Genomic DNA, 25,214 nt, shown 5'->3' on the forward strand with positions numbered 1-25,214 from the left:
CAATGATTAAGTTTGCTGGAACCACTGGTGAGTGGGCGCGTATGCCCGGGAGTAGGCAAGATATTCGGTGTTCGGCAGTAGATTCCCCCGCATATCCCCGGCACACCTGAGCCGGACCGTCGGTGTCCGTACCCGGCTGCTCGCCATCGTGCTGATCCCGAGTATTGCGCTGCTGGCCACCGGCATCGGTGGCGCCGTCTACCTGATCCGGGACGGTCAGAAGGCCAACGATTGGGCCGAGCTGGCGGACGCGACGGGTAAACCGGTCGCCTTGATGGTGCAGGCCTTTCAGGAGGAGCGCCGAATCTCGTTGCTGCACCTGGCCGGTGACGGCACGGCGGTCGCGCATCTGCCTGCCGCCCGCAAGCAGTCCGACATAGCCCTGGCGGCGGTGCACGAAGGGGCGGTCGCGGCACGCAAGCTGCGTCCCGACACCAAAGACGAGCTCGACGACTACCGCAAGCTCTTCGACAAACTCACCCAACTCCGTGGCGGCATCGACGCGCGAATGGTCCCCACGGCCATGGCCTTCGAGGCCTTCAACAAGGTCATCGACACCGTCTCGCTGGTGGTGCTGCTCGCCGCGGACATCGCGCCCGACGCGAAAGTCGCGGTGGAGCTGTACAAATCGACGCACTTGCTGCGTGCCGCGGAATCGCTGTCCCGGGTCACCAGTCTCGGTTCGGTGGCGCTGCTCACCGACCAGCTCTCCGCAACCCAAGTCCCCGAGCTGGCCCGCTACATCGGCGATGCTCGCGGCGAGGTCTCCTACTTGAGCTCGGTCCTCACCGGCGCGCGGCAGGAGGAGCTGAAGCAGCTCGTCGCCGGCCCCGAATGGCAGCGCAACGTCGCGATGGAGAACGCGCTGGTGCAGCGCGGCCCGGTGGCGCCCAAGAGCGACACCGCCGCACGCACCAGCCGGACCAGCCGGACCGAGACCGCGGCACTGCCGATGGAGCTCGCCGAATGGCAGCAGGTGGCGGGCCACGTACGCGGCGGACTGCTGAAGGTGTGGGTCGATCAGACCACCGACGCCCAGACCGCCGCGAAAACGCTCGGCGACCGGCTCGCCAAGCGGTCCATGTTCGGCGGGGGCGTGGTCCTCGCCGTCACCCTGGTCGCGTTCATAGCGGCCCTGCTGCTGGCCAACCGATTCATCGGCCGGATGAAACGCCTACGCCGCGACACCCTGGAACTGGCCGACGAGCGACTACCGGAGACCATCCGCCAGCTCAGCAGCGGAAAAGAGCTCGACGCGGTCGACGAGCTCGCGAAACTGGACTACGGCGCCGACGAGATCGGCCAGGTCGCCGATGCTTTCAACCGTGCGCATCGCGCCGCCGTGTCGGCCGCGGTCGCCGAATCGAAGACCCGCGCGGGCGTGAACGCGGTGTTCCTGAATATCGCGCACCGCAGCCAGGTAGTCGTGCATCGCCAGCTGGTCCTGCTCGACAAGGCCGAGCGCGAGGAAGAAGATCCGGAACGCCTCGATCTGCTGTTCCAACTCGATCACCTGGCTACCCGGTCCCGGCGCAACGCCGAAAACCTGATCATCCTCGGCGGCGAACAGCCGGGACGGAAGTGGCGCAATCCGGTGCCGCTGGTCGACGTGATCCGCGGCGCGGTCGCGGAAAGCCTCGACTACACCCGCATCAATATCGGCCAGCTGCCGCAGACCCACATCACCGGCAGCGCCGTGGCCGACATGATCCACCTGCTCGCCGAACTGACCGACAACGCCACCGCGTACTCGCCGCCGGAAGCCAAGGTGGAGATCACCGGCAACCTGGTGGGCAAGGGCGTGGCGGTGGAGATCTCCGATCAGGGTCTGGGCATGTCCGTCGAGGAATTCGGCGAACGCAACACGCTGCTGGCCAGCCCGCCGGATTTCAGTGTCGCGGCGCTGTCCAGCGATGCCCGTCTGGGCCTGTTCGTGGTCGCCAAACTAGCCGTCCGGCACGGGATCTCGGTGCGTCTCGCGGAATCCGAGTACGGCGGAGTGAAGGCCATCGTGCTGATCCCGGTGGCACTGACCACCAATGAACTGGAGCCGAGCGCGAGCCGTCCGGCTTTGACCGGTGGTGCCGAGTACGCGCTCACCGGACAGGTCGCGGCCATCGGTAAGTCCGGCAGTTTCGATGCCTTCGGGCCGGGTGTGATCGGCGGCGGTGAAATCCCGGTGCGGGCCGGTGGGCTGGCACGGACCGAGGCGTATGGCCAGAGCGTCGCCTTCGAGCCGACCGTAAACGGTGGCTCGTCACCGAGTTTCGGTCCATCGCAGAGTTTCGGCGAGACACCGAGTTTTGGTCAGCCGCAGAGCTTCAGCGAGACATCCAGTTTCGGTCAGCCGCAGAGTTCCGGCGGAACCACAAGTTTGGGCCAGTCGCAAGGTTCCGGCGGGACCCCAAGTTCGGGCCAGCCGCAGAGTTCCGGCGAAACGCCGAGTTCGAGTCACTCGCCCATGTCCGGCGAGACGTCCAGCTTCGGTGAGACGGCGGCTGCGGGACATCCCTCGAACACCGGGCAGTCCCCCAACACCGGCCAGTCCCCCAACACCGGCCAGTCCCCCAACACCGGGCAGCTCCCGCGCTTCGGGCAGCCCGCCGGTTTCGGCTCGTCCGCTAGCGTCCGCCATTCCGAAAGCTTCGGCCAGGCGCAAACTTTCGGCCGCCCGGAGAGCGCCGAGCAGACCGGCACGGGTCTGCCCCCGGCGGCCAACCCGGCGGAAACCACTGGGCGGCACCAGAAGCCCGAGCTGCCGCGACGCCGCCGGACCACCGGCGCCGCCGCCAAACCCACGCCATCCCTGCCGGAGCCCGAACCGGCGCCACGCCAGCGTTCGGCCGACGAAGCTCGAAACCTGATGTCGGCCATCGAGAAAGGCACTCGGCAGGGCCGCATGAACCGGATCGATTCCGACCCGGCTCCCAGCAATCCCGATCTCCACGAAGGGCGGTGGTGACGATGTCCGTGTCACGTAATCTCGATTGGCTGCTCGACGATCTGCTACAGCGGCTGCCCGATGTCCGCGACGCCGTCGTGCTGTCCACCGACGGGCTGCTGCTCGGCAAGAGCAGCGCGATGGAACGCTCGGATGCCGAGCGCTTCTGCGCGATGGCCGCCACGCTGCACGGCGTAGCGCGCAGCGCCGGAACCCATTTCGATGCCGGCGGGGTCTGCCAGACCGTGGTGGAGCTGGACCGCGCTGTCCTGTTCATCACCGCCGCCGGTGCGAATGCCTGTCTTGCCGTGCTGACCTCGGAAACGGCGAACCTCGGTATGGTGGCTTATGAGATGAACCAAACCGTGCAGCGGGTCGGCACGCACCTGTCGGTGGACCCGCGGCCGCAAGCTCTTGATCAAGTGGGTTAGAGGCAGTCATGAACAGTCCACGGGAGTCCTGGTACGACGACGAAGCCGGGCCCGTCGTCCGGCTGTTCGCGGTCACCCGCGGCCGCTCCGACACCCGCCGGACCGATATCGACCTGCTCACGTTGGTCGTCACCTCGCCGTACGGCGTGCTGCGCCGCCACGAACCCGAATACGCCGCGATCACTCGTCTGGCCCAGGCGCCGCAGTCGGTGGCCGAACTCGCCGCGCAACTGCGCCTGCCGATAACGACGACCAAGATTCTGGTCGGCGATCTGATCGGCGACGGCGTATTGGATTTCCGGGCGCCGGTCGCGACCAACGAGAATGGCGCGGGCACTACCGATATTCCTATGCTGCGCGCGCTGCTGGAAGGTATCCGGGCGCTGTAGCCAGGCCGAAGTTAGTTAACATTCTCCTAAGGTTCCGATTCGGCAAATCTCTCCGCGCATGCTAAGAGATCGTCAAATGTGCAGGTGAAATGCTGTTTCATCAATTCCCGCCCCCTTCCGCCGGGCCTGGAAACTGTTGCGCGGGTTCATTTTCAGTGATTAGGTGTTCTCGACTCACTAGCGAGGGGGCCACCGTGCCCAGAAGTAGGCAAGTACATCGGTGATCGGTAGTAAATTCCCCCGGATTCGCGCCCCACGCACAGTCGGTGTCCGCACCAGACTGCTGGCCATTGTGCTCATTCCGAGTCTGGCCCTGCTGGCCACCGGCATCGGTGGCGCCGCCTATCTGGTGCAGAGTGGCCGCGACGCCAATCGGTTCGCCGAATTGGCCAGTGGCACAACGGCTCCAGCGATCATGATGGTCGAGGCGTTCCAGGAGGAACGCCGGATCTCGCTGCTGCACCTGGCCGGCGACGACAGCGCGGCGCCCAATCTCCCCACGGCGCGCAAACAATCCGATCTGGCCCTCGCCGCCGTCGCCGCGCAAGGTGAAGCGGTTTCCGAGCTGCGGCCGGACCTGGCGAGCAATATCGACGGCTACAACGAACTGTACAAACAACTTCCGACCCTGCGCGGCGGCATCGACGCGCGCGCGGTCCCGGCCCCACAGGCCTTCGCCGCGTACAGCCAGATCATCCAGGTCATCACGCTGGCCTCGCTGCTCGCGGCCGAAGTCGCCCCTGACGCCGGGGTCGCGGTGGAGCTCTACAAGGCGGTGCACGCCCTGCGCGCCGCCGAGGCGATCTCCCGGACCAGCAGCCTGGGCTCGGTCGCGGTACTCACCGAGTTCCTCGCGCCGGAGACATTGGCCGAACTCAGCGGCTACATCGGCGACGGCCGTGGTGAAGTCGCCTATGTCGGCTCGGTTCTGACCGGTGTCCGGTTGGAGCAGTGGAAGCGGATCACCGGTGGTCCGGAATGGCAGCGCGTGACCGCGATGGAGGACGCGCTGTTGCAGCGCGGCCCGCAGCCCGCCGTCGACCGCAGAGCCTCCGACATCGAACTGCCGATGGATGTCACCGAATGGCAGACCGCCGCGGGCAAGGTGCGCACCGACCTGCTGCAACTCTGGGAAGACCAGAGCGCGGACGCGCACGTCACCGCGACGGACTCCGGCAACCGCATCTCCCGGAACTCGATTCTCGGTGGCGCGGCGGTCTTTTCGCTCGCACTGCTGGCGTTCCTCGCGGCTTCGTTGCTGGCCAACCGCTTCATCGGCCGGATGAAGCGGCTCCGCCGCGACACGCTCGAGCTCGCCGACGAACGGCTGCCGGAGACCATTCGCCAGCTCAGCGGCGGGCAGTCGGTCGCGGACAGCGAGGTCGCCGAGCTCGACTACGGCACCGACGAAATCGGCCAGGTCGCGGATGCTTTCAACCGCGCGCACGGTGCGGCCGTAGCGGCGGCGGTCGCCGAATCCCAGACCCGCGCGGGCGTGAACGCGGTGTTCCTCAATATCGCGCACCGCAGCCAGGTAGTGGTGCACCGCCAGCTCGGCCTGCTCGACAAGGCCGAACGCGAGGAAGAGGCCCCCGAGCGCCTCGATCTGCTCTTCGAACTCGATCACCTGGCCACCCGCGCCCGGCGCAACGCCGAGAATCTGATCATCCTCGGCGGTGAACAACCCGGCCGGCGCTGGCGCAACCCGGTCCCGCTGATCGACGTGATCCGCGGCGCGGTCGCCGAAAGCCAGGACTACACCCGCATTCACATCGGCCGGTTGCCCGATACGCAGGTCACCGGCAACGCCGTGGCGGACGTCATCCACCTGCTCGCCGAACTCGCGGACAACGCCACCGCGTACTCACCGCCGGAGTCCCGGGTCGAGATCACCGGCCACCTGGTCGGCACGGGCGTGGCCCTGGAGATCTCCGATCAGGGGCTGGGGATGTCGGCCGAGGAACTCGACCAGCGCAACGCGGTGCTGGCCGATCCGCCGGACTTCAGCGTCGCGGCGCTGTCCGGTGATGCCCGGCTCGGACTCTTCGTCGTTGCCAAACTGGCGGTCCGGCACGGCATTTCGGTGCGGCTGACCGATTCCGACTACGGCGGCATCAAGGCGATCGTCTTGATCCCGATCGCGCTGACCACGCCGGAGATGACGGCCGCGCCGCAGGGTTTCCATGGCCTCGGCGGCTTCACCGGCGGTGACGCCTACGCCCAGCCCGCCGGCCTCACCGCCACACCGGAACCGTCCTCCACAGTGTCCGAGCGCCCGGGCTTGCCGCGGCGCCAACGTACTACCGATACCTTTCCTGGAAGCTCATGAACGATCCGCGCGAATCCTGGTACGACGACGACGCGGGACCCGTCGTCCGACTGTTCGCGCTCACCCGGGGACGGTCCGGTAGCGCGCGCACCGACGTCAATATGCTGACGCTGGTGGTCACTTCGCCCATGGGGCGGCTGCGTCGCCATGAACCGGAGTATGCGGCGATCCAGCATCTGGCCCGGACGCCGCAGTCTGTCGCGGAGATCGCCGCGCACCTGCGCCTGCCCATGACGACCACCAAGATTCTGGTCGGCGACCTGATCAGCGACGGCGTGCTCGACTTCCGCGCGCCGGTCGCGACCCCCGAGAACGGCACGGGCGCAAGCGATATCACGATGCTGCGGGCCCTGCTCAAGGGCATTCAGAAGCTGTAGCAAGAGGCCGGGACAGACACCGCCGCCCCGGCCCCGTCGATCAGCTCAGCCGTGCCGCGAGACGCTTCGCGTTCATGTACGCGATGGCCTCGATCGTCACCATCGGGTTCACCCCGGAAGCCGTCGGGAAGCACGACGCGTCGGCGACAACGATATTCGGCACTTCCCAGGTCGCCCCGTCGGGATCGGTGGCCGAGTCCGCCCGCGATCCGCCCATCCGCGCCGAGCCCATGATGTGCAGCGCCCCCATACTGCATCGGCCCGGAGCGTAGCCCGCGGCCAGTGCGGCGGCTTCGAATTCGGCATGCGAACCGCGCACGCCCGGTTCGTAGGAGACTCCGGCCTGATGCGAGGAGGTGATCGTCTTCGCGCCCGCCGCCTCCAAAATCTCGGCGGCGCCGACGATTCCGCGGTGCACATGGGCGGCGTCGCGGGCCGAGACCACGTACTTGACGATCGGCTCACCGGCCTTGTCCAGTACCACGCTGCCGTGGTCGCGGTCGCGGGTGATCACCGCGACGGCCGCGGTATGCGCCAAGTTCCCCATGAACGCGCGATGTTCGGCCGATCCACGCCAGCTGACCAAACCCATGATCGGACCCGGGTGCAGCGGCATGGTCTCGAAGATGACGCCGTACCCGTTGCCGTCGAGGTCGCTGTGCTGGCGGGACAGCCGGGTCTGCAACCCGCCCTCCCACGGCCGGATCTCCTCGTCGAAGGTGCCGAACACCGCTGTCGCCGGGTGCAGGCGGAGATAGTTGCCGATGTTGTTGTCGCGCAAGCCTGATCGGCGCAGCAGCGCGGGTGTCTGGATGGCGCCCGCGGCGACGACTACCGCCCGCGCGCGCACGACGATCTCGTGTCCCGCGACGGTGACCGCGCGCACGCTTTCGGCGGTGCCCGCTTTGACCTCGATGGACCGCACGTCGGCGCCGACCACCAGGCGCGCGCCCTTGGCGGCGGCGTCGGCGAGCCAGGTCTTGGTCACCGACTGCTTGGCGCCCAGTCGGCAGCCGGAACCGCAACGGCCGCATTCGATCCCGGCGTCGCAGGCGTCGGTGACATTGCGGGGCAGCGTGCCGACCTCCCAGCCCAGCTTCTGCAGGCCACGCTCGAGCACGCTCTCCCGGCCGGACAGCGGCGAGCGGTCGTAGTTGACGCCGAGCCGGCGCTCCACCGCGGTGAGCGCGTCACCGAACTCATCGCTGTCGAACTGCTTGGCGCCCAAGCTCGCCCATTCGGCACGGACCTCGTCGGGGGTGCGTACCGAGGTGCTCCAGTTGACGACCGTGCCGCCGCCCAGGCAGCTACCCGCACCGATCGACATCTGCCCTTCCGCGGTGGACAGTGGCCCCGGTGCGTAGAACTTCGCCATCGCTTCGAAATCGCCCTGGCCGAAGTCTTTGTCGTCGAAGTATTCGCCGCGTTCCAGCACCACGACATCGAGTCCGGCCTCGGCCAGCACCGCGGCGGCGGTGCCGCCGCCGGCGCCTGAGCCGACGATGACCACATCGCAGTCCAGCGTGGTGTTCTCGGTGGGACGCAGCGGCGTCAGCGCGGGTTTCGGGGCGGAGTCGAGCGCGCCGGGCGGGGCCGGATAGCCCATCGCCTGCCACATCGGATTGCCGTCCGGCCCGGCCTGGCCGTAGTACGGGAGCAGCGCGGAAGCCTTGAGCGCCTGGAACATCGCGCGCAGGGCGCCGATCCGCGATTCGCCCAACCGCAGCAGCATGCGCTCGCGATCGGCCACGGGCCGGGCGGAGAAGCGGCGCGGGCTCATCCCGGCCAGCACGCCGAACAGCCGCGAATCCCAGAGTCCGAGTAGGGTGGTCAATTGCTTGGCGTCTTCGGGGCGCGGGCCACGGGCGATCATCTCCAGCACGGCGTCGGCGACCGCACGCTCACCGGCGCCGGGTAGCCCCGATCCGTCGCCGGGCGCGAACGTTTCGCAGATCATTTCCAGCGCCGCGCGCTGCCGTGCCGTAACTTCCATGGCGTCTCTTCCCCAAACCGCAATCCAGAATCACGGCTCACATAGAGCCGTCGATTGTGGACCATACTCTGGGTTGTTAATGCCGTAAAGCGGAGTCGCAGCGTTGATTTGAGAGTTACTTTTTGTTCACCGTGTGATGGAACGAACCTGCTCTTCGTACTTGGCGCGCGTCGCGGCGTCGGCTGGGTGCAGAGCCCGATCACCGTTGAAAAGCCTGCGCACCACCTGCACCGCGCGTTCCGGGGTCGCGGCCAGCGCCACATCGAGCACGCCGAGGTAATTCGGCACGGCCACTTCGGCTCTGCGGGTGTCGCAGGTGCCGACGATGGCGGCGGCCACGTCGGCCGGATCGACGGTGGGCATGCCCTTGCCGAGCGCCAGCCCGGAGGACAGCCGGGTGCGCACGGCCGACGGCAGCACCGTGCTGACGCTGACGCCGTGCGCGGCGAACTCCAGGCGGGTCGCGGCGGACAGGCCGACGGCGGCGAACTTGCTGGCGTTGTAGACCGCCAGACCGGGCACCGGCACCTTGCCGGCCAGCGAGGCGACATTGACGACGTGGCCGTAGCCACGCTCGATCATCCCCGGAACCGCCGCGCGCATGCCATGGATGAGGCCCCACACATTGATGTCCATGGTGGCGTGGCCGACCGAGTCGGGTTCGTCGAGAAAGGAACCCGCGGGCATCACGCCCGCGTTGTTGACCAGGATGTCCACCCGGCCCAGGTCGGCCACGACCTTGTCCCACTGCTCACGCACGCGCACATCGAGTTCCACCGGGCGCGCGCCGATTTCGGCGGCGGCGGCGTCCGCGGCCGCGGTGTCGACGTCCGCGATGACGACATCGGCGCCCCGGTCGGCGAACAGTCGCGCGGTGGACTGCCCGATCCCGCGACCCGCCCCGGTGATCAGCACCCGGGCGTTCCGCAGATCGATGGCGGGATAGCCGTGGCCGAGGATCTTCATACGAAAACTCCTGTTTCGAGCGCGGCGCGGGTGCTGCGCAGACTGTGCCGGAAGGTGTCGAGGCGGCGGCTGCCGTCCATGAAGTTGGGGCCCATCACCGCGAGGTCCGCGGCCGTGGCGCCGAGCGACAGGACCCTGGTGCCCGCGGCGCGCAGTCCGGCGATCTCACCGGCGAGCTTGGCGCTCATCGGGTTTCGCAGCTGACGTTCCAGGAAGTGGCCGGGGCTGGTGGCGGGAACGGGTACGGCCGAGGCCATCGGCGCGATCACTATCACCTCGTCGAGGCCTTGCCCCGCAAGCAGATCCACCGAGGCGGTGGAACCGGCGCCGCCGTCGATGAAGCGGCGACCGGCGATCGAGACCGGCGGCAACCAGCCCGGCACCGCCCAGGAAGCACGCAGTGCCGCGCCGAGCGTGGCCGCCGGGGCATCGAGCGAACCGAACGGAATCCGTTGTCCGGTGGCGTAATCCATGCTCACCAGCCACGTCGCCGGATGCGGCACCCAGGTGCGGCCGGGATTGAGCCGCTCGGCCAGGCGCTGCAACCAGCTCGCGTCACCACCGCCGATCGGCAGCAATCCGCTACTGGCGGTGAGTAACCGCTGACCGGCTGGCGCCCGCAATGCCAGCAGCGGCGCACCCAAGCGCGGCTTGGGCGGCGGCGGAAAACTACCGGGACCCGAGCGCATGTGCTCGGCCAGAACCGGATTCGCGCTACTCCCCTCCTGCATCGCGACGAGTTCGTCGACCGAGATCCCGCTGCCCAGCATGGTCACAATCTCCGCGCCCGCGGAGGTGCCGATCATGATGTCGGCTTCGCGCGGATCCCAGTCCAATACATCTCGCACGGCGGCCAGCGCACCCACGATCCACGCCGCCCCGACCGTGCCACCACACCCGATGGCCAGGCCACGCCGCTGTGACCCGTTTCCATAACCCATAAACCCGACACTAACAGAATTCAAATACTATCGGTATCTGGAATCTATTAGTACGTAGAATCGCGGCCATGGCCCGACTCACCCGCACCGAAAGCCAGGCGCGCACCCGCGCCGATCTGGTTGCGACGGCGCGCGACCTGTTCCTGACCGAGGGATACGCGCGAACCAGCCTGGAACGGGTGGCCGAAGCCGCCGGGTATTCCAAGGGCGCGGTGTACTCCAACTTCCGCACCAAGAAACAGCTGTGCTTGGAGGTACTCGACCTGATCCACGCCACCAAGTTCGACGAGATCACCGAACTGATCTCCACCTCCGACAGCCTGGAGAACCGGCTGGCCCGGCTCCAGGAATGGGCCGAACGCACGCTCGGCGACGTCGGCTGGACCATGCTCGAATTCGAGTTCGCCACCGTCGCCCGCGACGACCCCGAACTGCGCGCCGCGCTGGTCTCCAGCCTCGGGGTGGTCCGCGGCGCCGTTGCCGCGCAACTGCAGACCCTGGCCGGATCGCTGGACATCGAGTTGCCGATGTCGGCGGAGGACGCCGCCACCTCGGTGCTGAGCCTCGGCCTCGGACTGGGCATTCAGCGCGCCATCGATCCGACGATCTCCGCGCGGCTGATCACCGACGCCGTCCGGATGCTGGTCACCCTCGGCGACCGCGCCCGCGCCTAGCTCGAGAAATCGCCTAGCCCGAGAAATGCAGCGTCCACTCGCCGCGGTAGTGCAGGCGAGTGACGTGGCCCGGCGGGATATCGATGCGCCAGAACGATTTCGGTGGCGCGTCCAAGGTGACCAGGAGCGCGGCGCGGACCACCGCTGGGTGGGTGACCGCGACGGTCGACATGCCCTCCGAGGCGATCTCCGCCATCCAGAAACGGGTCCGCTCGATCACCTCGCAGACCGATTCACCGCCGTGCCCCTTGAACGTCGGGTCGGTGAGCCAGGCGTAGAGCTCGTCCTGCGGGACGGACATGAGTTCCCCGCCGCGCCAGGCGCCGGCGTCCAGATCGCGGAGGCGGTCGTCCTCCTCGCCGGGTAGGCCCAGTAGGGCGGCGGTCTCCACCGCTCGGCGTTCGGGTCCGGTGAGCACGCGTGCCGCGGTCAATCGCGTGACGGCGGCCATCGCGCGGCGGCCGGCCTCGGTCAGCGATTCGTCGACTGGAAAACGTGCCTTTCGCATCGCCTCGGTCATGCCATGGCTGACCAGGTCGAGTCTGAGCACCTTTTGCACGCCTGGAAGCGTACGGCTATCAGTAACCTGTCGGTGGCCGGGTGCAAACTGAGGTACATGGCCCCGTTCACCACCGCCACGTTCTCCCCGGCGACCCAGCAGTGGTTCGACGGCGCCTTCCCGGCGCCGACATCCGCCCAGCTCGGCGCGTGGCAGGCGATCGCCGAAGGCGAGCACACCCTGGTCGTAGCCCCTACCGGCTCGGGCAAGACGCTGTCGGCATTCCTGTGGGCGATTGACCAGTTGGCCGCGCGCGAGGAGCCCGTCGCGGGGACCTCGGTGCTCTACATCTCGCCGCTCAAAGCCCTGGCCGTGGACGTCGAACGGAATTTGCGGGCGCCGCTGGTGGGCGTCACCCAGACCGCGAAGCGGCTCGGCTCGGCGCCCCCGGCGATCACCGTCGGGGTGCGCTCGGGTGATACCAGCGCGTCGGACCGGCGGTCCATGCAGCGCACGCCGCCGGACATCCTGATCACCACGCCCGAGTCGCTGTTCCTCATGCTCACCTCCGCCGCGCGGGAGACACTGCGCACGGTGGGCACCGTCATCGTGGACGAGGTGCACGCCATCGCGGGCGGTAAGCGCGGCGCGCACCTGGCACTGTCCCTGGCCCGGCTCGACCAGCTGACCGAAAAACCCGCCCAGCGGATCGGACTGTCGGCGACGGTGCGGCCGCCCGAGGAGGTCGGGCGATTCCTGGTCGGGAACGCGCCGATCACCATCGTCAATCCGCCCGCGCCCAAGACCTTCGACCTCTCGGTCCGGGTGCCCGTACCGGACATGACCGATCTCGGCGATTCCGAACAACCGGGCTCGATCTGGCCGCACGTGGACGAGTCGATCGTCGACCTGGTGCTCGAACACCAGTCCTCGATCGTGTTCGCCAACTCGCGCCGACTGGCCGAACGGCTGACCGCACGCCTGAACGAGACCTACGCCGAGCGCCTCGGCGAGCCGGTGGCCACCGACCACGCCGCGCCCGCGCTGATCGGCCCGACCACCGAGGTGAACCACGGGGCGAATCCGCTGCTGGCGCGCGCCCACCACGGTTCGGTGAGCAAGGAGCAGCGCGCGCTGATCGAGGACGATCTCAAGAGCGGGCGGCTGCGCTGCGTGGTCGCCACCTCCAGCCTGGAACTCGGCATCGATATGGGCGCGGTGGATCTGGTCGTCCAGGTGGAGGCGCCGCCGTCGGTGGCGAGCGGGTTGCAACGCGTCGGCCGCGCCGGGCACCAGGTCGGCGAGATCTCGCGCGGCGTGCTGTTCCCCAAGCACCGCACCGATGTCATCCACTGCGCGGTCGCCGCCCAGCGCATGCTCACCGGGCAGATCGAAGCACTGCAGATTCCCGCCCACCCGCTCGACATCCTGGCGCAGCAGACCGTCGCGGCCTGCGCGCTGGAACCGATCGACGTCGATGCCTGGTTCGACACCGTGCGCGGCACCGGCAGCTATGCCGCGCTGCCCCGCTCGGCCTACGAGTCCGTGCTGGACCTGCTCTCCGGGCGCTACCCCTCCGACGAATTCGCCGAACTCCGGCCGCGATTGGTGTGGGACCGCGACGCGGGCACCCTCACCGGGCGGCCCGGCGCGCAACGGCTGGCGGTCACCTCCGGCGGCGCGATCCCCGACCGGGGCATGTTCGCGGTGTACATGGTGGGCGAGAAGAACTCGCGGGTGGGCGAACTCGACGAGGAGATGGTCTACGAATCCCGGGTCGGCGATGTCTTCGCCCTCGGCGCCACCAGCTGGCGGATCGAGGAGATCACCTTCGATCGCGTGCTGGTGACACCGGCCTTCGGCCAGCCGGGACGACTGCCCTTCTGGCACGGCGACGGGCTCGGCCGCCCGGCCGAACTCGGCGCGGCGCTCGGCGAGTTCATCCGCAAAGCCGGTAAATCCGGCGACACCGGGGCAGCCGATGATCTCGTGCGCACCGCCGGGTTGAACGACAACGCCATCGCGAATCTGTTCGCGCTGCTGGACGAACAGCGCACGGCCACCGGGCAGTTGCCCACCGACAAGACCCTCGTCGTGGAGCGGTTCCGAGACGAGCTCGGCGACTGGCGACTGGTGCTGCACTCCCCCTACGGGTTGCCGGTGCACGCGCCGTGGGCGCTGGCGATCGGCGCACGGCTGCAGGAACGGTTCGGGGTGGACGCCACGCCGAACGCCTCCGACGACGGGATCGTCGTCCGGTTGCCGGACACCACCGACGACCCGCCCGGCGCCGAGCTGTTCGTCTTCGAACCCGACGAGATCGATGACATCGTCACCGAACAGGTCGGCGGCTCAGCGCTTTTCGCGTCCCGTTTCCGGGAATGCGCGGCCCGCGCGCTGCTGCTGCCCCGGCGCGATCCCGGCAAACGCGCACCGCTGTGGCAACAGCGTCAGCGCTCGGCACAGCTGCTCGACGTGGCGCGCAAGTTCCCGGACTTCCCGATCCTGCTGGAAACGGTGCGCGAATGCCTGCGCGATGTGTACGACCTGCCCGCGCTGCGTGAGCTGTTCGGCCGGGTCGCGCGCCGCCAACTGCGCCTGGTGGAAGTCGAGACCGCCACCCCGTCACCGTTCGCCAACGCGTTGCTGTTCGACTACATCGGCCAGTTCATGTACGACGGCGACAGCCCGCTGGCCGAACGGCGCGCCGCCGCGCTGTCCCTGGATTCCAGCCTCCTGGCCGAGTTGCTCGGCCGCGTCGAACTACGAGAGTTGCTCGACGCCACCATCATCGAGGAAGTCGAGCGCGAACTACAGCGCCGCACCCCCGAACGCCGAGCCCGCGACGCCGAGGGCTTGGCCGACCTCCTACGTCTGTTGGGCCCGCTCACCCCGGCCGAAGCCGGAGCGCGTTGCGTACTCGGCCCGGCCGGAAGTGACGAGGGCCGCGACTCCGAGTCGCTGACGGGCGCGGCAGTTCGGGAGGCACACGCCGCCCGAGGAGCCGATGTGGACCCCGGCGTTCGCCGGGAAGCCGGGGCGACTGCGGGCGAAGCAGGCGAAGCTCCAAAAGCTCCGGGCCACACAGGCGCGTCTGCTGGAGGAGGTTCCGGCGACGGCGGCGCAGCTGCCGGAGCCGCTACCCCGGACGACCTCGGGACTTCCGGCGCACACCACCAATGGTTTGCCGAATTGCTGAAAGCCCGTCGGGCCCTGGAGGTTTCGTTCGCCGGCAGTATCTGGTGGGTCGCGGTCGAGGACGCGGCGCGTTTGCGTGATGCCCTGGGTGTACCGCTGCCGATCGGTACCCCCGCGGCGTTCATCGAGCCGGTTCCGGACCCGCTCGGCGACCTCGTCGGCCGCTACGCCCGGACCCACGCTCCGTTCACCACCGAGGCGGTCGCCCAGCGGTTCGGTATCGGCACGGCTGTGGCGGCTACCGCTCTGCATCGACTGGTTACCGAAAAGCGGGTGGTGGAAGGCGAATTCACGCCCGCCGCCACCGGCTCGGAGTGGTGCGACACCCAGGTGCTGCGCCGGCTGCGCCGCCGTTCACTGGCCGCCGCGCGCCACGAGGTGGAGCCGGTCGCCGTTACCGCCTTCGGCCGTTTCCTGCCGTCCTGGCAGCACGTCGGCAGTGCTGAACTGCGCGGCGTCGACGGCGTCGCCACCGTAGTGGAACAGCTTGCGGGCGTGCCGATTCCGGCCTCGGCGTGGGAATCGCTGATTCTGCCCGCCCGGGTTCGCGACTACTCCCCCGCGATGCTCGACGAACTCATGGCCACCGGCGAGGTGATCTGGTCCGGGCACGGGTCCATCACCGCGAAGGACGGCTGGGTCGCCCTGCACCTGACCGATCAGGCGCCGTTCACCCTCGCGCCGCCCGACGACATCGAGCTCGGCGACAAGCACACCGCCCTGCTCAATTCGCTCGGCGGCGGTGGTGCGTACTTCTTCCGTCAGCTCTCCGATGCCACCGGGCTGCTCGACGACACGGCAGTAGCGGCAGCGCTGTGGGATCTCGTGTGGGCCGGTGTCGTCTCGGGCGACACCTTCGCCCCGGTCCGCGCCCTGCTGTCCGGGACGACCCGCACCAGTACCGCGCATCGCACACCGCGCCGCGCCCCGCGAGGGCGCGCGTATCTGCCACGGCAGGCCATGCCGACCCGGTCCGGTCCGCCGACCGTGGCGGGTCGTTGGTCCCTGCTACCGGATCGGGTCTCGGACAACACCGTGCGCGCGCATGCCACCGCGGACATGTTGCTCGAGCGCTACGGGGTGCTGACTCGCGGTTCGGTGCAGAACGAAGGCGTGCCCGGCGGATTCGCGCTGATGTATCGCGTGCTCACCGAGTTCGAGGATCGCGGGCGCTGCCGCCGCGGCTATTTCATCGATTCGCTCGGCGGTGCGCAGTTCTCCACCACCGATGTGGTCGATCGGCTGCGCTCCTTCGATAGCGATCGCATCCGGCCCGCCGACGGCAGGCAGCGGTCGCCGCAGGTGCTGGCGCTGGCCGCTTGCGATCCGGCCAATCCGTACGGCGCGGCCCTGCCCTGGCCCAAGGGCGACGGCGACAGCGGCCACCGCCCGGGGCGCAAGGCCGGTGCACTGGTGGTTCTGGTCGACGGCGATCTGGTGCTCTATCTGGAGCGCGGTGGCAAAACCCTGCTCACCTTCACCGAGGACCCGGACGCCCGGCAAGCCGCCTCGGCCGCCCTGGCCGGTCTGGTCAAGAGCCGCCGGGTCGATTCCCTCGTCATCGACAAGGTGGACGGGGAGACGGTGCACGGCAACACCTTCGCCGCCTTCCTCACCGAAGCGGGGTTCTCGGCGACGCCACGTGGTCTGCGGCTGCGGAGCCGGCCGTGACCAGGTCGGTACGGTTGTCTCATGCCTGAAGGCGACACCATCTTCCTGGCCGCGCACCGGCTACGGCTGGCGCTGGCCGGGAAGACGCTGGTCCGCAGCGATTTCCGGGTGCCGCGCTATGCGACGGTGGATCTGGCGGGTGAGCTGATCGAGGAGGTGGGCAGTTACGGCAAGCACCTGTTCATCCGCACGCCCCAGGTGAGCATCCACACCCATCTGAAGATGGAGGGAATCTGGCGCACCTACTGCATCGGCGAACGCTGGACGCGTCCGCGCGTGCAGGCTCGGGTGGTGCTCACCACGGACGACACCGAGGCCGTCGGTTTCGACCTCGGCAAGGTGGAGGTGCTGCGGCGCTCCGCGGAGCACACCGCCATCGATCATCTGGGCCCCGATCTGCTCGGGCCGAATTGGGATGTCACCGAGGCGGTCCGGCGGCTGGCCGCGCATCCGAATCAGCCGATCGGAGTGGCCCTGCTGGATCAGCGCAATCTGGCGGGTATCGGCAATATTTTCCGCAGCGAGGTCTGTTTCCTGCGCAAGGTGCATCCGGCCACGCCGGTAGCCGAGGTGCCCGACCTGGTCGCGCTGGTCAACGAGGCGCACCGGATTCTCGGCAAAGCCGCGCACGAACCGCCCCGCCGGCCGCTGGTCTACGGCAAGCAGCGCCGGCCGTGCCCGCGCTGTGGCGCCACCATCGTCGTCCGCATGCTCGGCGATCCGGAGCCCGCGGACCGGATCACCCAGCGCGAGCGGGGCATCTATTTCTGTCCCCGCTGTCAGCCGGAGCCCACCGCCTGAATCCGCTTTTCGCTCGCGCACGATGTATTTGCCGTCGTATTGCTAACGCCGCGCCCCCGCATCCCGACAGCATCAGTGGCTATCGGATTCAACAGCGCAGGAGCAGGACGACATGGTGCGGCACTCGGCAGTGAGCCGACGCCTCGCGATCGCCGCCCAACTCGTCGTCGCGGTGCTCGCGATCGCCGCCACGGTGGTTTTCGTCTATTTCCTGCTGCATTCCGCCCCCGCCCCGGGCAGCACGGAGGCGCCGCGGCCCGCGATCACCGGTCCGCCGCACCCCGGCATGTGAAACTCTTGACGGTCTCGTCGAAGCCGCATAACTTACAACTCGTCAGTTACGACGAGGGAGTGACGCCATGGGCGATCCGAGGCGGTATGTGGTCATCGGCGGCGGACTGGCGGGACTCGCGTCCGCGGTCTGGCTCGCCGAAGCGGGCAAGCAGGTCACGCTGCTGGAACGCCGGGGCCGGCTGGGCGGGCGGACGCACGCGATGAAGGCCGAGGCCGTCGACGATCTCCCCGACAACGGCCAGCACGTCATCGCCAGCGGTTACGACCACCTGTTCCGCTACCTGGACAGCGTCGGCACCCGCCGCTACGTCGCGTTCCCGCACGCGGCGACGCTGCGCTGGCCGGACGGCCGCAAGGTTTCCATGCGCACCAACGGGCTGAGCGCCTGGCGCACTTTCACCGGCGCACACCCCGACTCCACGCCGCTGGACCGGCTGCGCGCCGCCGTCGCCACCACCCGCCTGGGCTGGCAGTGCCTCAACCAGCCCGCCGACCTCGCCGACATCACTTCCGAACAGTGGTTCCAGCGCGTCGGCATGCCCGCCAAAGCGCGTGAGGCCCTGTGGGATTGGCTGGCCCTCGGTGTCGCGGCCGAACCCGTCCAGCAGGAGTCCGCGAAGGTCCTCGCCGACGTACTGGCCACCGGCATCCGGCTCGGCCTGAAGCACCGCCGGCCGGTCACCATCGGCTATCCGACCACCGACCTGGACACGCTGTACATCACCGGCGCCAAGGAAGTCTTCGCCCGGCACGGCGTCGAGGTCCGCCACCGCGCGGTGGCCCGCCGGATCCACATCGCCGACGGCCGGGTCACCGGCGTCGCGCTGGCCGACGGCTCGACCGTCCCCGCCGACGCGGTGGTCTGCGCGGTACCCAATTCCAACGTCGCCGGCCTGCTCGACGAACTGCCCGAGCACGCGGAAATCTACGCCGCCGCACAGAAACTCGGCTACACGCCGATCGTCAGCACGAACCTCTATCTGGACCGGCCGCTGGGCACCGAAGCCGAATTCGAGGCGCTGATCGGCGGCACCGGCGTGATCGACGAGGTCTTCGACCGCCAGCGGATGACCGGCCGCAGCACCGACAAAGCCTGGCTGTACTGCCTGACCACCAGCGGCGCCTACGAGCAGATCCACAAGAGTCACGACGAGGTGGTCGCCGAGCAGATGGCGCTGCTGCGCCGCTACTACCCGGCCGCCGCCGAAGCGAAAATCGTACAGGCGCAGGTGGTTCCGATGCCGAAGGCAACCTTCTCCCAGGTCGTCGGCACGCATGGGCTGCGCCCGGACCAGCGCACCTCGGTCCCGACGCTGGTTCTGGCCGGCGACTGGACCGCCACCGACTGGTCGGCCACGATGGAAAGCGCCGTGCAGAGCGCTTCGAGGGCGGTGGACCTACTGCTCGAGTTACCGTCTGTGCCGTGACCACGCAGCGCGCGACGCAGCGCTCCACCAAAGAGCCCGGCAAGCGGCGGATGCCGGCCGCCGAACGACGCGCCCAACTACTGGACGTGGCCCGCGACATCGCCGCCGCGGACGGATTCGCCGCGGTCACCATCGAACGGGTGGCCCGCGAGTCCGATGTCGCCCGCGCCCTGGTCTACCAGCAGTTCACCGACCTGTCGGGCCTGCTGACCGCCCTGCTGGACCGGGAGATGGGCATCGCGCTGGCCGGGGTCAGCAGCGTCGACCTGGACATCGGCGACGCCGGCGCGCTCGCCCACGGCATGCTGAGTTACCTGCACGCCGCGCCGACGAGCTGGCAGATCATGCTCAGCTCACCCGACGGCGGTCCGCCGGGCTTGCGCGAACGCCTGGAACTCGGGCGCAAATACGCCCGGGAGATCGGCGCCCGGCACCTGTCCCGCTTCGCCGGTGTCACCGTGGACCCCGACGGCCCCACCGAGCGAATCATGCTGTGCGCCATCGAGGAACTCGCCCGGCTGCACCTGGCCGACCCGCAGCGTTACCCCGATGAGCTGTTCCTGTCCTATGTACGCTCACTCACCGACTGGGCGGTCGCGCTGGAATCCGGGCGCTGACTGCGGCCGAGCCTCAGTCGTCGGCAAGCTGGATCAGATTGCCGCAGGTGTCATCGAGCACGGCGGTGGTCACCTCGCCCATTTTCAGCGGCTCCTGGGTGAACCGGACGCCCAGGCCGCGCAGGCGTTCGAACTCGGCCCGCACATCGTCTACCCCGAACTGGATGCAGGGGATGCCGTCCTCCCGCAGCCCTTTCTTGTAGGCCGCGGCGACGGGGTTGCCGTCCGGCTCGAGCAACAACTCGGTGCCGCCGGTGTCCTGCGGGGACACCACGGTCAGCCACTTGGCCGCGCCGAGCGGAATGTCGTGCTTCTTCTGGAAGCCGAGCACCTCGGTGTAGAAGTTCAGCGCTTTGTCTTGATCGTCGACGAAAACACTGGTCACTGCGATCCGCATGTCATCAATCCTTGTCGTGGTTCCCGAGCCAGCGATCGGCGAGCCCGCGTAACGGCGCCGTCTCGAGGTAGTGGAATTTGGAACGGCCGTCGCGGGTGCTGCGAACCAGACCGGCCGCCGTCAGCAGGTCGAGATGCTGCGAGATGGCCTGCCGCGAGGAGCTCAGGCCATGCTTCATGGTCAGCCGAGTGCAGAGCTCGAACAAGGTCTGACCGTCCCGGTCGGCCAATTCGTCGAGAATCGCCCGCCGGGTCGGGTCGGCCAGCGCCTTGTACACGTCACCCACAGGGGCAACGATAGGCAAGTATTTACTTGCATGTCAATGGTCAGCCGTCCGACGGCACGGGCTCCAGAATCTGCGGGCGCGGCTCCGGGGCGGCGATGCGCAGCGCGTCGGCCGCGGCGTCGTCGGGTTGCGTCTGGGACTGGATCTCGGCCTCGACCCGAGCCAGATAGGTGCGGATCTCCCGGTCGATATCGGCCTCGCCCCAGCCGAGCGTCGGCGCGACCAACTGGGCCACCTCCTCGGCGCAGTCGCGGCCCCGGTGCGGATACTCGATCGAGATACGGGTGCGCCGGGCCAGGATGTCGTCCAGGTGCAGCGCGCCCTCGGCCGCGGCCGCGTAGACCGCCTCCACTCGCAGATACGACGGCGCGTCCGTAATGGGTTGCAGCAGTTCGGGATAGCCGTCGGCCAGGGCGATCACCTCATCGATGAGCGAGCCGTAGCGGTTCAGCAGATGCTTGATCCGGTACGGATGCAGACCGTATTCCTCGCCCAGCTGCACCGTCTGATTGACCAGTGCGTGATAGCCGTCGGCGCCCAGCAGCGGCACCTTCTCCGTGATCGACGGCGCCACCTTGTCCGGAATGTCTTGCGCCGCTTCGTCTACCGCATCGTAAGCCATCACGCGGTAGGTGGTGTACTTGCCGCCCGCGATGGCCACGAGGCCCGGCGTGATGCGCGCGACCGCGTGTTCCCGGGAAAGTTTGGAGGTGGAGTCGCTCTCCCCGGCCAGCAGCGGCCGCAGGCCGGCGTACACACCGTCGATGTCCTGGTGCGTGAGCGGCGTGACCAGCACCTGGTTCACGTGGTCGAGCAGATAGTCGATATCGGCTTTCGTCGCCGCCGGGTGCGCGAGGTCGAGATTCCAGTCGGTGTCGGTGGTGCCGATGATCCAGTGCGCGTCCCACGGGATGACGAACAGCACCGAGGTGGGCGTGCGCAAGATGATCGCAGCATCGCTGATGATGCGGTCGCGCGGCACCACGATGTGCACGCCTTTGGAGGCGCGCACGTGGAAATGCCCCCGGGCGTGCGCCAGCGCCTGCAGTTCGTCGGTCCAGACGCCGGTCGCGTTGATCACCACATGGGCGTGGATCTCGCCGGTGCCGGCATCATCGCTGTCCCGGATCTTCACGCCGACAACGCGATCCGCCTCGCGCAGGAAACCCACCACCTGGGTGGAGGTTCGGATGACCGCGCCGTAGTGCGCGGCGGTACGGGCCACCGTCATGGTGTGACGGGCGTCGTCGACGACGGTGTCGTAGTAGGTGAGCCCGCCGATCAGTGCGTCCCGGCGCAGGCCCGGAGCCAGTCGCAATGCCGCCGAACGGGATAGGTGATGCTGTCCCGGAACGGATTTCGCGCCGCCCATGCGGTCGTAGAGCACCAGACCGGCGGCCACGTAGGGCCGCTCCCAGATCCGGTGGGTGAGCGGGTAGAGGAACCGCAGCGGCTTGACCAGATGCGGCGCCAGCGCGGACAGCGCGAGTTCGCGTTCCTTGAGCGCCTCGCGCACCAGCCCGAACTCCATCTGCTCCAGATAGCGCAGGCCACCGTGGAACATCTTCGAGGACCGGCTCGAAGTGCCCGACGCCAGATCTCTCGCCTCCACCAGGGCGACTCGCAGTCCGCGAGTGGCCGCGTCCAGCGCGATGCCCGAGCCGACCACACCACCACCCACCACGACCACGTCGAAGTGTTCCTTGCCGAACCGCTCCCACGCCGCACGGCGCTGCTGCGGGCCGAGGAACTGGGTTTCCGGTTTCTTGGTCATGCTCGACTCCTCGTTCTGGGGTCCACTGCGCACGATCGAGCTCCGGCTACAGGCTATGCGAGGAACCCGCGCGGTCACGATCTTGACGCGCTGACTCCGGAACGTTTAGTAGCCTGCACCAATGCCTCGCTACGTGGTCGCGATCGATCAGGGCACGACTTCCTGCAGGTGCATCGTCTTCGACCGGCAGGGCCGCGTCGTCGGGCTGGCACAGAAGGAGCACCGGCAGATCTTCCCGCGCGCCGGCTGGGTCGAGCACGACGCGGAAGAGATCTGGCGCAGCACCGACCAGGTCATCGGCGAGGTGCTGCAGGACAACGACCTGACCGCCGCGGATATCGCCGCGGTGGGCGTGACCAACCAGCGCGAAACCACCGTGGTGTGGGAACGGGCCACCGGCAAGCCGATCTACAACGCGATCGTCTGGCAGGACACCCGCACCGGCAAGCTCGTCACCGAACTCGGCGGCGAGCAGGGCCCGAACCGCTACGCCGAGCGCACCGGACTGCCGTTGTCCACCTACTTCGCCGGACCCAAGTTGCGCTGGATCCTGGATCACGTGGCAGGCGCGAAGGAACGCGCCGAGGCCGGTGAACTGTGTTTCGGCACCATGGACAGCTGGGTGCTGTGGCATCTCACCGGCCTGCACATCACCGACGTCACCAATGCCTCACGCACCATGCTGATGGATCTCCGCACCCTGCAATGGGATTCGGAGATCTGTGCCGAATTCGGCATTCCCGAAGCCATGCTGCCGGAGATCCGCAGCTCGTCCGAGACCTACGGTGAGATCGAAACCGGTGCGCTGCAAGGCATTCCGGTGTCGGGCATCCTCGGCGACCAGCAGGCCGCCACCTTCGGCCAGGCCTGCCTGTCCCCCGGCGAAGCCAAGAACACCTACGGCACCGGCAATTTCATGCTGCTGAACACCGGTACCACTCCGATCGTCAGCAAGCACGGCCTGCTCACCACCGTCTGCTATCAACTCGGTGACCAGTCCCCGGTCTACGCCCTGGAAGGCTCCATCGCGGTCACCGGTTCCCTGGTGCAGTGGTTCCGCGACAACCTCGGCATCATCGGCTCCGCCGACGACATCGAACCCCTCGCCCGCAGCGTCGAAGACAACGGCGGCGCCTACTTCGTGCCCGCCTTCTCCGGCCTCTTCGCCCCACGCTGGCGGCCCGACGCCCGCGGCGTCATCGCCGGCCTCACCCGCTTCGTCAACAAGGCGCACCTGGCGCGGGCGATCTTGGAATCGACCGCCTTCCAAACCCGCGAGGTCGTCGACGCGATGCGCGCCGACGCCGAATCCGAGCACCTGGGCCTGGAACTCACCACCCTCAAGGTCGACGGCGGCATGACCGACAACGACCTGCTGATGCAATTCCAATCCGACATACTCGACGTCCCCGTGGTCCGCCCGGTGGTCAAGGAGACCACCGCCCTCGGCGCCGCCTACGCCGCGGGCCTCGCGGTCGGATTCTGGGCGAATACCGATGACATCCGCGCGAATTGGGCCGCGGACAAGACCTGGGAACCCGCCATGTCCGAAACGGATCGCGAAGCGCGCCTGCGGGAATGGAACAAGGCGGTCGAACGCACCTACAACTGGGCGGAGTGAGCTGCGTCACTCGGCAGAACCGTTTCGGGGGTCTCGGCGTCTAACCCCACGTAAACGATTTTCTGACCGAAGGAACGAAAACTGATGAGACGCACTGTATCTGCGCTCGCTGCCGGTGCATTGGCCACCGGTGCCCTGGCCCTCGCCGCACCGGCGGCACACGCGGGCGCGCCCGGCCAGGCCTGCTCCCGGCCCGGCGCCACCGAGCGGGTCTTCGTCAAAGTCGGCAATGTCGATCGCAAAGCGATCATCGCCTGCGTGAACAACGGCAACGGCCACGTCTGGAAGGTCGTCAACTGGGTGCAGCCGGGCACCAGCGACGGCTGATCCACCCCGGCCCGCGCCCCGCTAACCCGCGGCGCGGGCCAATCGGTCGACGGCCTCGGTAAGGACAGCGCTCTCCGCGGTGGTGAAGCACAAGCGCATCGAGGATCGATAGCCACCGTCGACGGAGAACGCCACACCGGGCACGTAAGCGACCCCCGCGTCCAGAGCGCGGGGCAGCAACTCCTGCGTGTCGGTGCCGTCGGTGAAATCCGCCCAGACGAACATCCCGCCGGTCGCGTCGGTGCATCGCAACCGGTCACCGAACCGGAGACGCACCGCGTGCACGAGCGATTTGGCGCGGCCGGCGTAGACCGTGCGCACATGGTCGACGTGCGCGGCCAGCCAGGCTTCGTCCGCGAGCAGTTCGGCGGTGATGTGATGGGTCAAGGTCGAACCGCACAGATCCGCACCCTGTTTCAACAACTCGACCGCACGGCACACCGGGTCGGGCGCGACCATCCAGCCGACACGCAACGACGGCGCCAGGATCTTCGAGGCGCTGGAGAGACGAATGACGTTGCGGGAGTAGGTCGCTACCGGCGCGGGAGCGGGGCTGTCGAACCACAGCTCGCCATAGGGGTCGTCCTCGATCACCCAGAAGCCGTGCGCCTCAGCGAGTTTCGCGAGCTCGGCACGCCGCTGCGGACTCATCGACACCCCGCCGGGGTTGTGGAAGTTGCTCACCGTGTGCACCAGCGCGGGACGTTCGCCCCGGGCGAGCAGGTCGGCCAGCACATCGATGCGCATACCGTCGGCGTCGAGCGGCACCGCGACGATCCGTGCACCAGCCGCCCGGAACACTTGCAGCGCACCGACATACGCCGGATCCTCGACGACGACCAGCGCACCCGGATCGAGCAGCACCTCGGCGAGCAGCGACAGCGCCTGCTGCGAACCATGCGTGACGAAGACCTCGCCCAGCGCGACCCGGCGTCCGAGCCGTGCCGATTCGCGCTCCGCGAGCACAGCCCGCAGCGCCGGCGCCCCCGGGGATGCGCCGTACTGCAAAGACTCCGCGGTGCGCAGCGCGGACTCCGCGGCGGCGGCGATCCGCTCGCGGGGCATCAGCTCCGCGTCCGGCAGACCACCCGCGAGTCCGATGATCTCGGCGCGGGTGGTCAGCTCGAGCAGGTCACGGATCGCTGAGCTCTGCAGTCCGCCGAGCTTGGTCGCGAGCGGTGGAAGGGTCGGCGACATGGGCAACCTCCGAACTGACGCCAGGTACGCGAAACCCTACTGTCGCACGGGGTGACCATGATAT

21 protein-coding genes are annotated in these 25,214 nt (G+C 68.4%); 13 read left to right on the plus strand and 8 right to left on the minus strand.

What is annotated here, in order from left to right; genetic code table 11:
* Positions 1-67: 67 nt before the first annotated feature.
* The 5 genes from BJ987_RS00530 to BJ987_RS00550 all read left to right on the plus strand — a co-directional run bounded on the left by BJ987_RS00530 (position 68) and on the right by BJ987_RS00550 (position 6,467).
* The gene (locus BJ987_RS00530; RefSeq protein ID WP_307869379.1) at positions 68-2,962 is read left to right on the plus strand and encodes a sensor histidine kinase; all 2,895 of its coding nucleotides are present in this window, start codon (positions 68-70) and stop codon (positions 2,960-2,962) included.
* A gap of 2 nt (positions 2,963-2,964) precedes the next feature.
* Positions 2,965-3,372, plus strand: a complete 408-nt coding sequence (locus BJ987_RS00535) for a roadblock/LC7 domain-containing protein (protein WP_245365753.1) — start codon at positions 2,965-2,967, stop codon at positions 3,370-3,372.
* Positions 3,373-3,380: 8 nt separating this feature from the next.
* Positions 3,381-3,761, plus strand: coding sequence for a DUF742 domain-containing protein (locus BJ987_RS00540; RefSeq protein ID WP_209883636.1), 381 nt, complete (start codon positions 3,381-3,383; stop codon positions 3,759-3,761).
* 220 nt (positions 3,762-3,981) lie between these two features.
* Entirely contained in the window at positions 3,982-6,090 is a 2,109-nt protein-coding gene (locus BJ987_RS00545) for a sensor histidine kinase (RefSeq protein ID WP_307869381.1), read from the plus strand.
* Positions 6,087-6,467 (plus strand): DUF742 domain-containing protein, encoded by a 381-nt coding sequence (locus BJ987_RS00550; RefSeq protein WP_209883638.1) that lies wholly within the window; start codon positions 6,087-6,089, stop codon positions 6,465-6,467. Before BJ987_RS00545 ends, BJ987_RS00550 begins: the two co-directional genes overlap by 4 nt.
* 40 nt (positions 6,468-6,507) lie before the next feature.
* Here the strand turns inward: BJ987_RS00550 and BJ987_RS00555 are convergent, their stop codons facing one another.
* The 3 genes from BJ987_RS00555 to BJ987_RS00565 form a co-directional block, all read right to left on the minus strand.
* Positions 6,508-8,460 (minus strand): GMC family oxidoreductase N-terminal domain-containing protein, encoded by a 1,953-nt coding sequence (locus BJ987_RS00555; RefSeq protein WP_209883640.1) that lies wholly within the window; start codon positions 8,458-8,460, stop codon positions 6,508-6,510.
* Between the two features lie 126 nt (positions 8,461-8,586).
* A complete protein-coding gene (locus tag BJ987_RS00560) occupies positions 8,587-9,426 on the minus strand; it encodes an SDR family oxidoreductase (protein WP_209883642.1) in 840 nt (279 codons plus the stop codon).
* Positions 9,423-10,367 (minus strand): patatin-like phospholipase family protein, encoded by a 945-nt coding sequence (locus BJ987_RS00565; protein WP_209883644.1) that lies wholly within the window; start codon positions 10,365-10,367, stop codon positions 9,423-9,425. The genes BJ987_RS00560 and BJ987_RS00565 overlap by 4 nt, the downstream gene beginning before the upstream one ends.
* Positions 10,368-10,435: 68 nt before the next feature.
* Here BJ987_RS00565 and BJ987_RS00570 point away from each other — a divergent pair, with 68 nt between their 5' ends.
* Complete coding sequence (locus BJ987_RS00570; RefSeq protein WP_209883646.1) at positions 10,436-11,041, plus strand: TetR/AcrR family transcriptional regulator; 606 nt, start codon at positions 10,436-10,438, stop codon at positions 11,039-11,041.
* A 13-nt stretch (positions 11,042-11,054) separates the two neighbouring features.
* On the opposite strand, the gene BJ987_RS00575 is transcribed toward BJ987_RS00570, so the two are convergent.
* Positions 11,055-11,600 (minus strand): histidine phosphatase family protein, encoded by a 546-nt coding sequence (locus BJ987_RS00575; protein ID WP_307869382.1) that lies wholly within the window; start codon positions 11,598-11,600, stop codon positions 11,055-11,057.
* 57 nt (positions 11,601-11,657) lie between these two features.
* On the opposite strand from BJ987_RS00575, the gene BJ987_RS00580 reads away from it, so the two are divergent.
* From BJ987_RS00580 to BJ987_RS00600, 5 genes are all read left to right on the plus strand, one after another.
* Positions 11,658-16,409, plus strand: a complete 4,752-nt coding sequence (locus BJ987_RS00580) for an Lhr family ATP-dependent helicase (RefSeq protein WP_209883648.1) — start codon at positions 11,658-11,660, stop codon at positions 16,407-16,409.
* Positions 16,410-16,430: 21 nt separating this feature from the next.
* Complete coding sequence (locus BJ987_RS00585) at positions 16,431-17,210, plus strand: DNA-formamidopyrimidine glycosylase family protein (RefSeq protein WP_209883650.1); 780 nt, start codon at positions 16,431-16,433, stop codon at positions 17,208-17,210.
* 130 nt (positions 17,211-17,340) lie between these two features.
* Positions 17,341-17,502 (plus strand): hypothetical protein, encoded by a 162-nt coding sequence (locus BJ987_RS00590; RefSeq protein ID WP_209883652.1) that lies wholly within the window; start codon positions 17,341-17,343, stop codon positions 17,500-17,502.
* A 67-nt stretch (positions 17,503-17,569) separates the two neighbouring features.
* On the plus strand, positions 17,570-18,931 hold the full coding sequence (gene hpnE / locus BJ987_RS00595) for a hydroxysqualene dehydroxylase HpnE (RefSeq protein ID WP_209883654.1): 1,362 nt from the start codon (positions 17,570-17,572) through the stop codon (positions 18,929-18,931).
* Positions 18,928-19,548: a TetR/AcrR family transcriptional regulator gene (locus tag BJ987_RS00600; RefSeq protein ID WP_307869384.1), complete on the plus strand. Its 621-nt coding sequence runs from the start codon at positions 18,928-18,930 to the stop codon at positions 19,546-19,548. The genes hpnE and BJ987_RS00600 overlap by 4 nt, the downstream gene beginning before the upstream one ends.
* A 13-nt stretch (positions 19,549-19,561) precedes the next feature.
* Here the strand turns inward: BJ987_RS00600 and BJ987_RS00605 are convergent, their stop codons facing one another.
* From BJ987_RS00605 to glpD, 3 genes are read right to left on the minus strand one after another with little or no spacing between them, the layout of a single operon-like run.
* Positions 19,562-19,945, minus strand: a complete 384-nt coding sequence (locus tag BJ987_RS00605; RefSeq protein WP_209883656.1) for a VOC family protein — start codon at positions 19,943-19,945, stop codon at positions 19,562-19,564.
* Between the two features lie 4 nt (positions 19,946-19,949).
* Positions 19,950-20,231, minus strand: a complete 282-nt coding sequence (locus BJ987_RS00610) for an ArsR/SmtB family transcription factor (protein ID WP_209883658.1) — start codon at positions 20,229-20,231, stop codon at positions 19,950-19,952.
* A gap of 40 nt (positions 20,232-20,271) precedes the next feature.
* Positions 20,272-22,005 (minus strand): glycerol-3-phosphate dehydrogenase, encoded by a 1,734-nt coding sequence (gene glpD, locus BJ987_RS00615; protein WP_209883660.1) that lies wholly within the window; start codon positions 22,003-22,005, stop codon positions 20,272-20,274.
* Positions 22,006-22,126: 121 nt separating this feature from the next.
* On the opposite strand from glpD, the gene glpK reads away from it, so the two are divergent.
* Positions 22,127-23,626: a glycerol kinase GlpK gene (gene glpK, locus BJ987_RS00620; protein ID WP_209883662.1), complete on the plus strand. Its 1,500-nt coding sequence runs from the start codon at positions 22,127-22,129 to the stop codon at positions 23,624-23,626.
* 84 nt (positions 23,627-23,710) lie between these two features.
* Positions 23,711-23,953: a hypothetical protein gene (locus BJ987_RS00625; RefSeq protein ID WP_209883664.1), complete on the plus strand. Its 243-nt coding sequence runs from the start codon at positions 23,711-23,713 to the stop codon at positions 23,951-23,953.
* A gap of 21 nt (positions 23,954-23,974) precedes the next feature.
* On the opposite strand, the gene BJ987_RS00630 is transcribed toward BJ987_RS00625, so the two are convergent.
* Complete coding sequence (locus BJ987_RS00630) at positions 23,975-25,150, minus strand: aminotransferase-like domain-containing protein (protein ID WP_209883666.1); 1,176 nt, start codon at positions 25,148-25,150, stop codon at positions 23,975-23,977.
* Between the last annotated feature and the right edge of the window lie 64 nt (positions 25,151-25,214).

This window comes from Nocardia goodfellowii, assembly GCF_017875645.1.
Lineage (GTDB): Bacteria > Actinomycetota > Actinomycetes > Mycobacteriales > Mycobacteriaceae > Nocardia > Nocardia goodfellowii.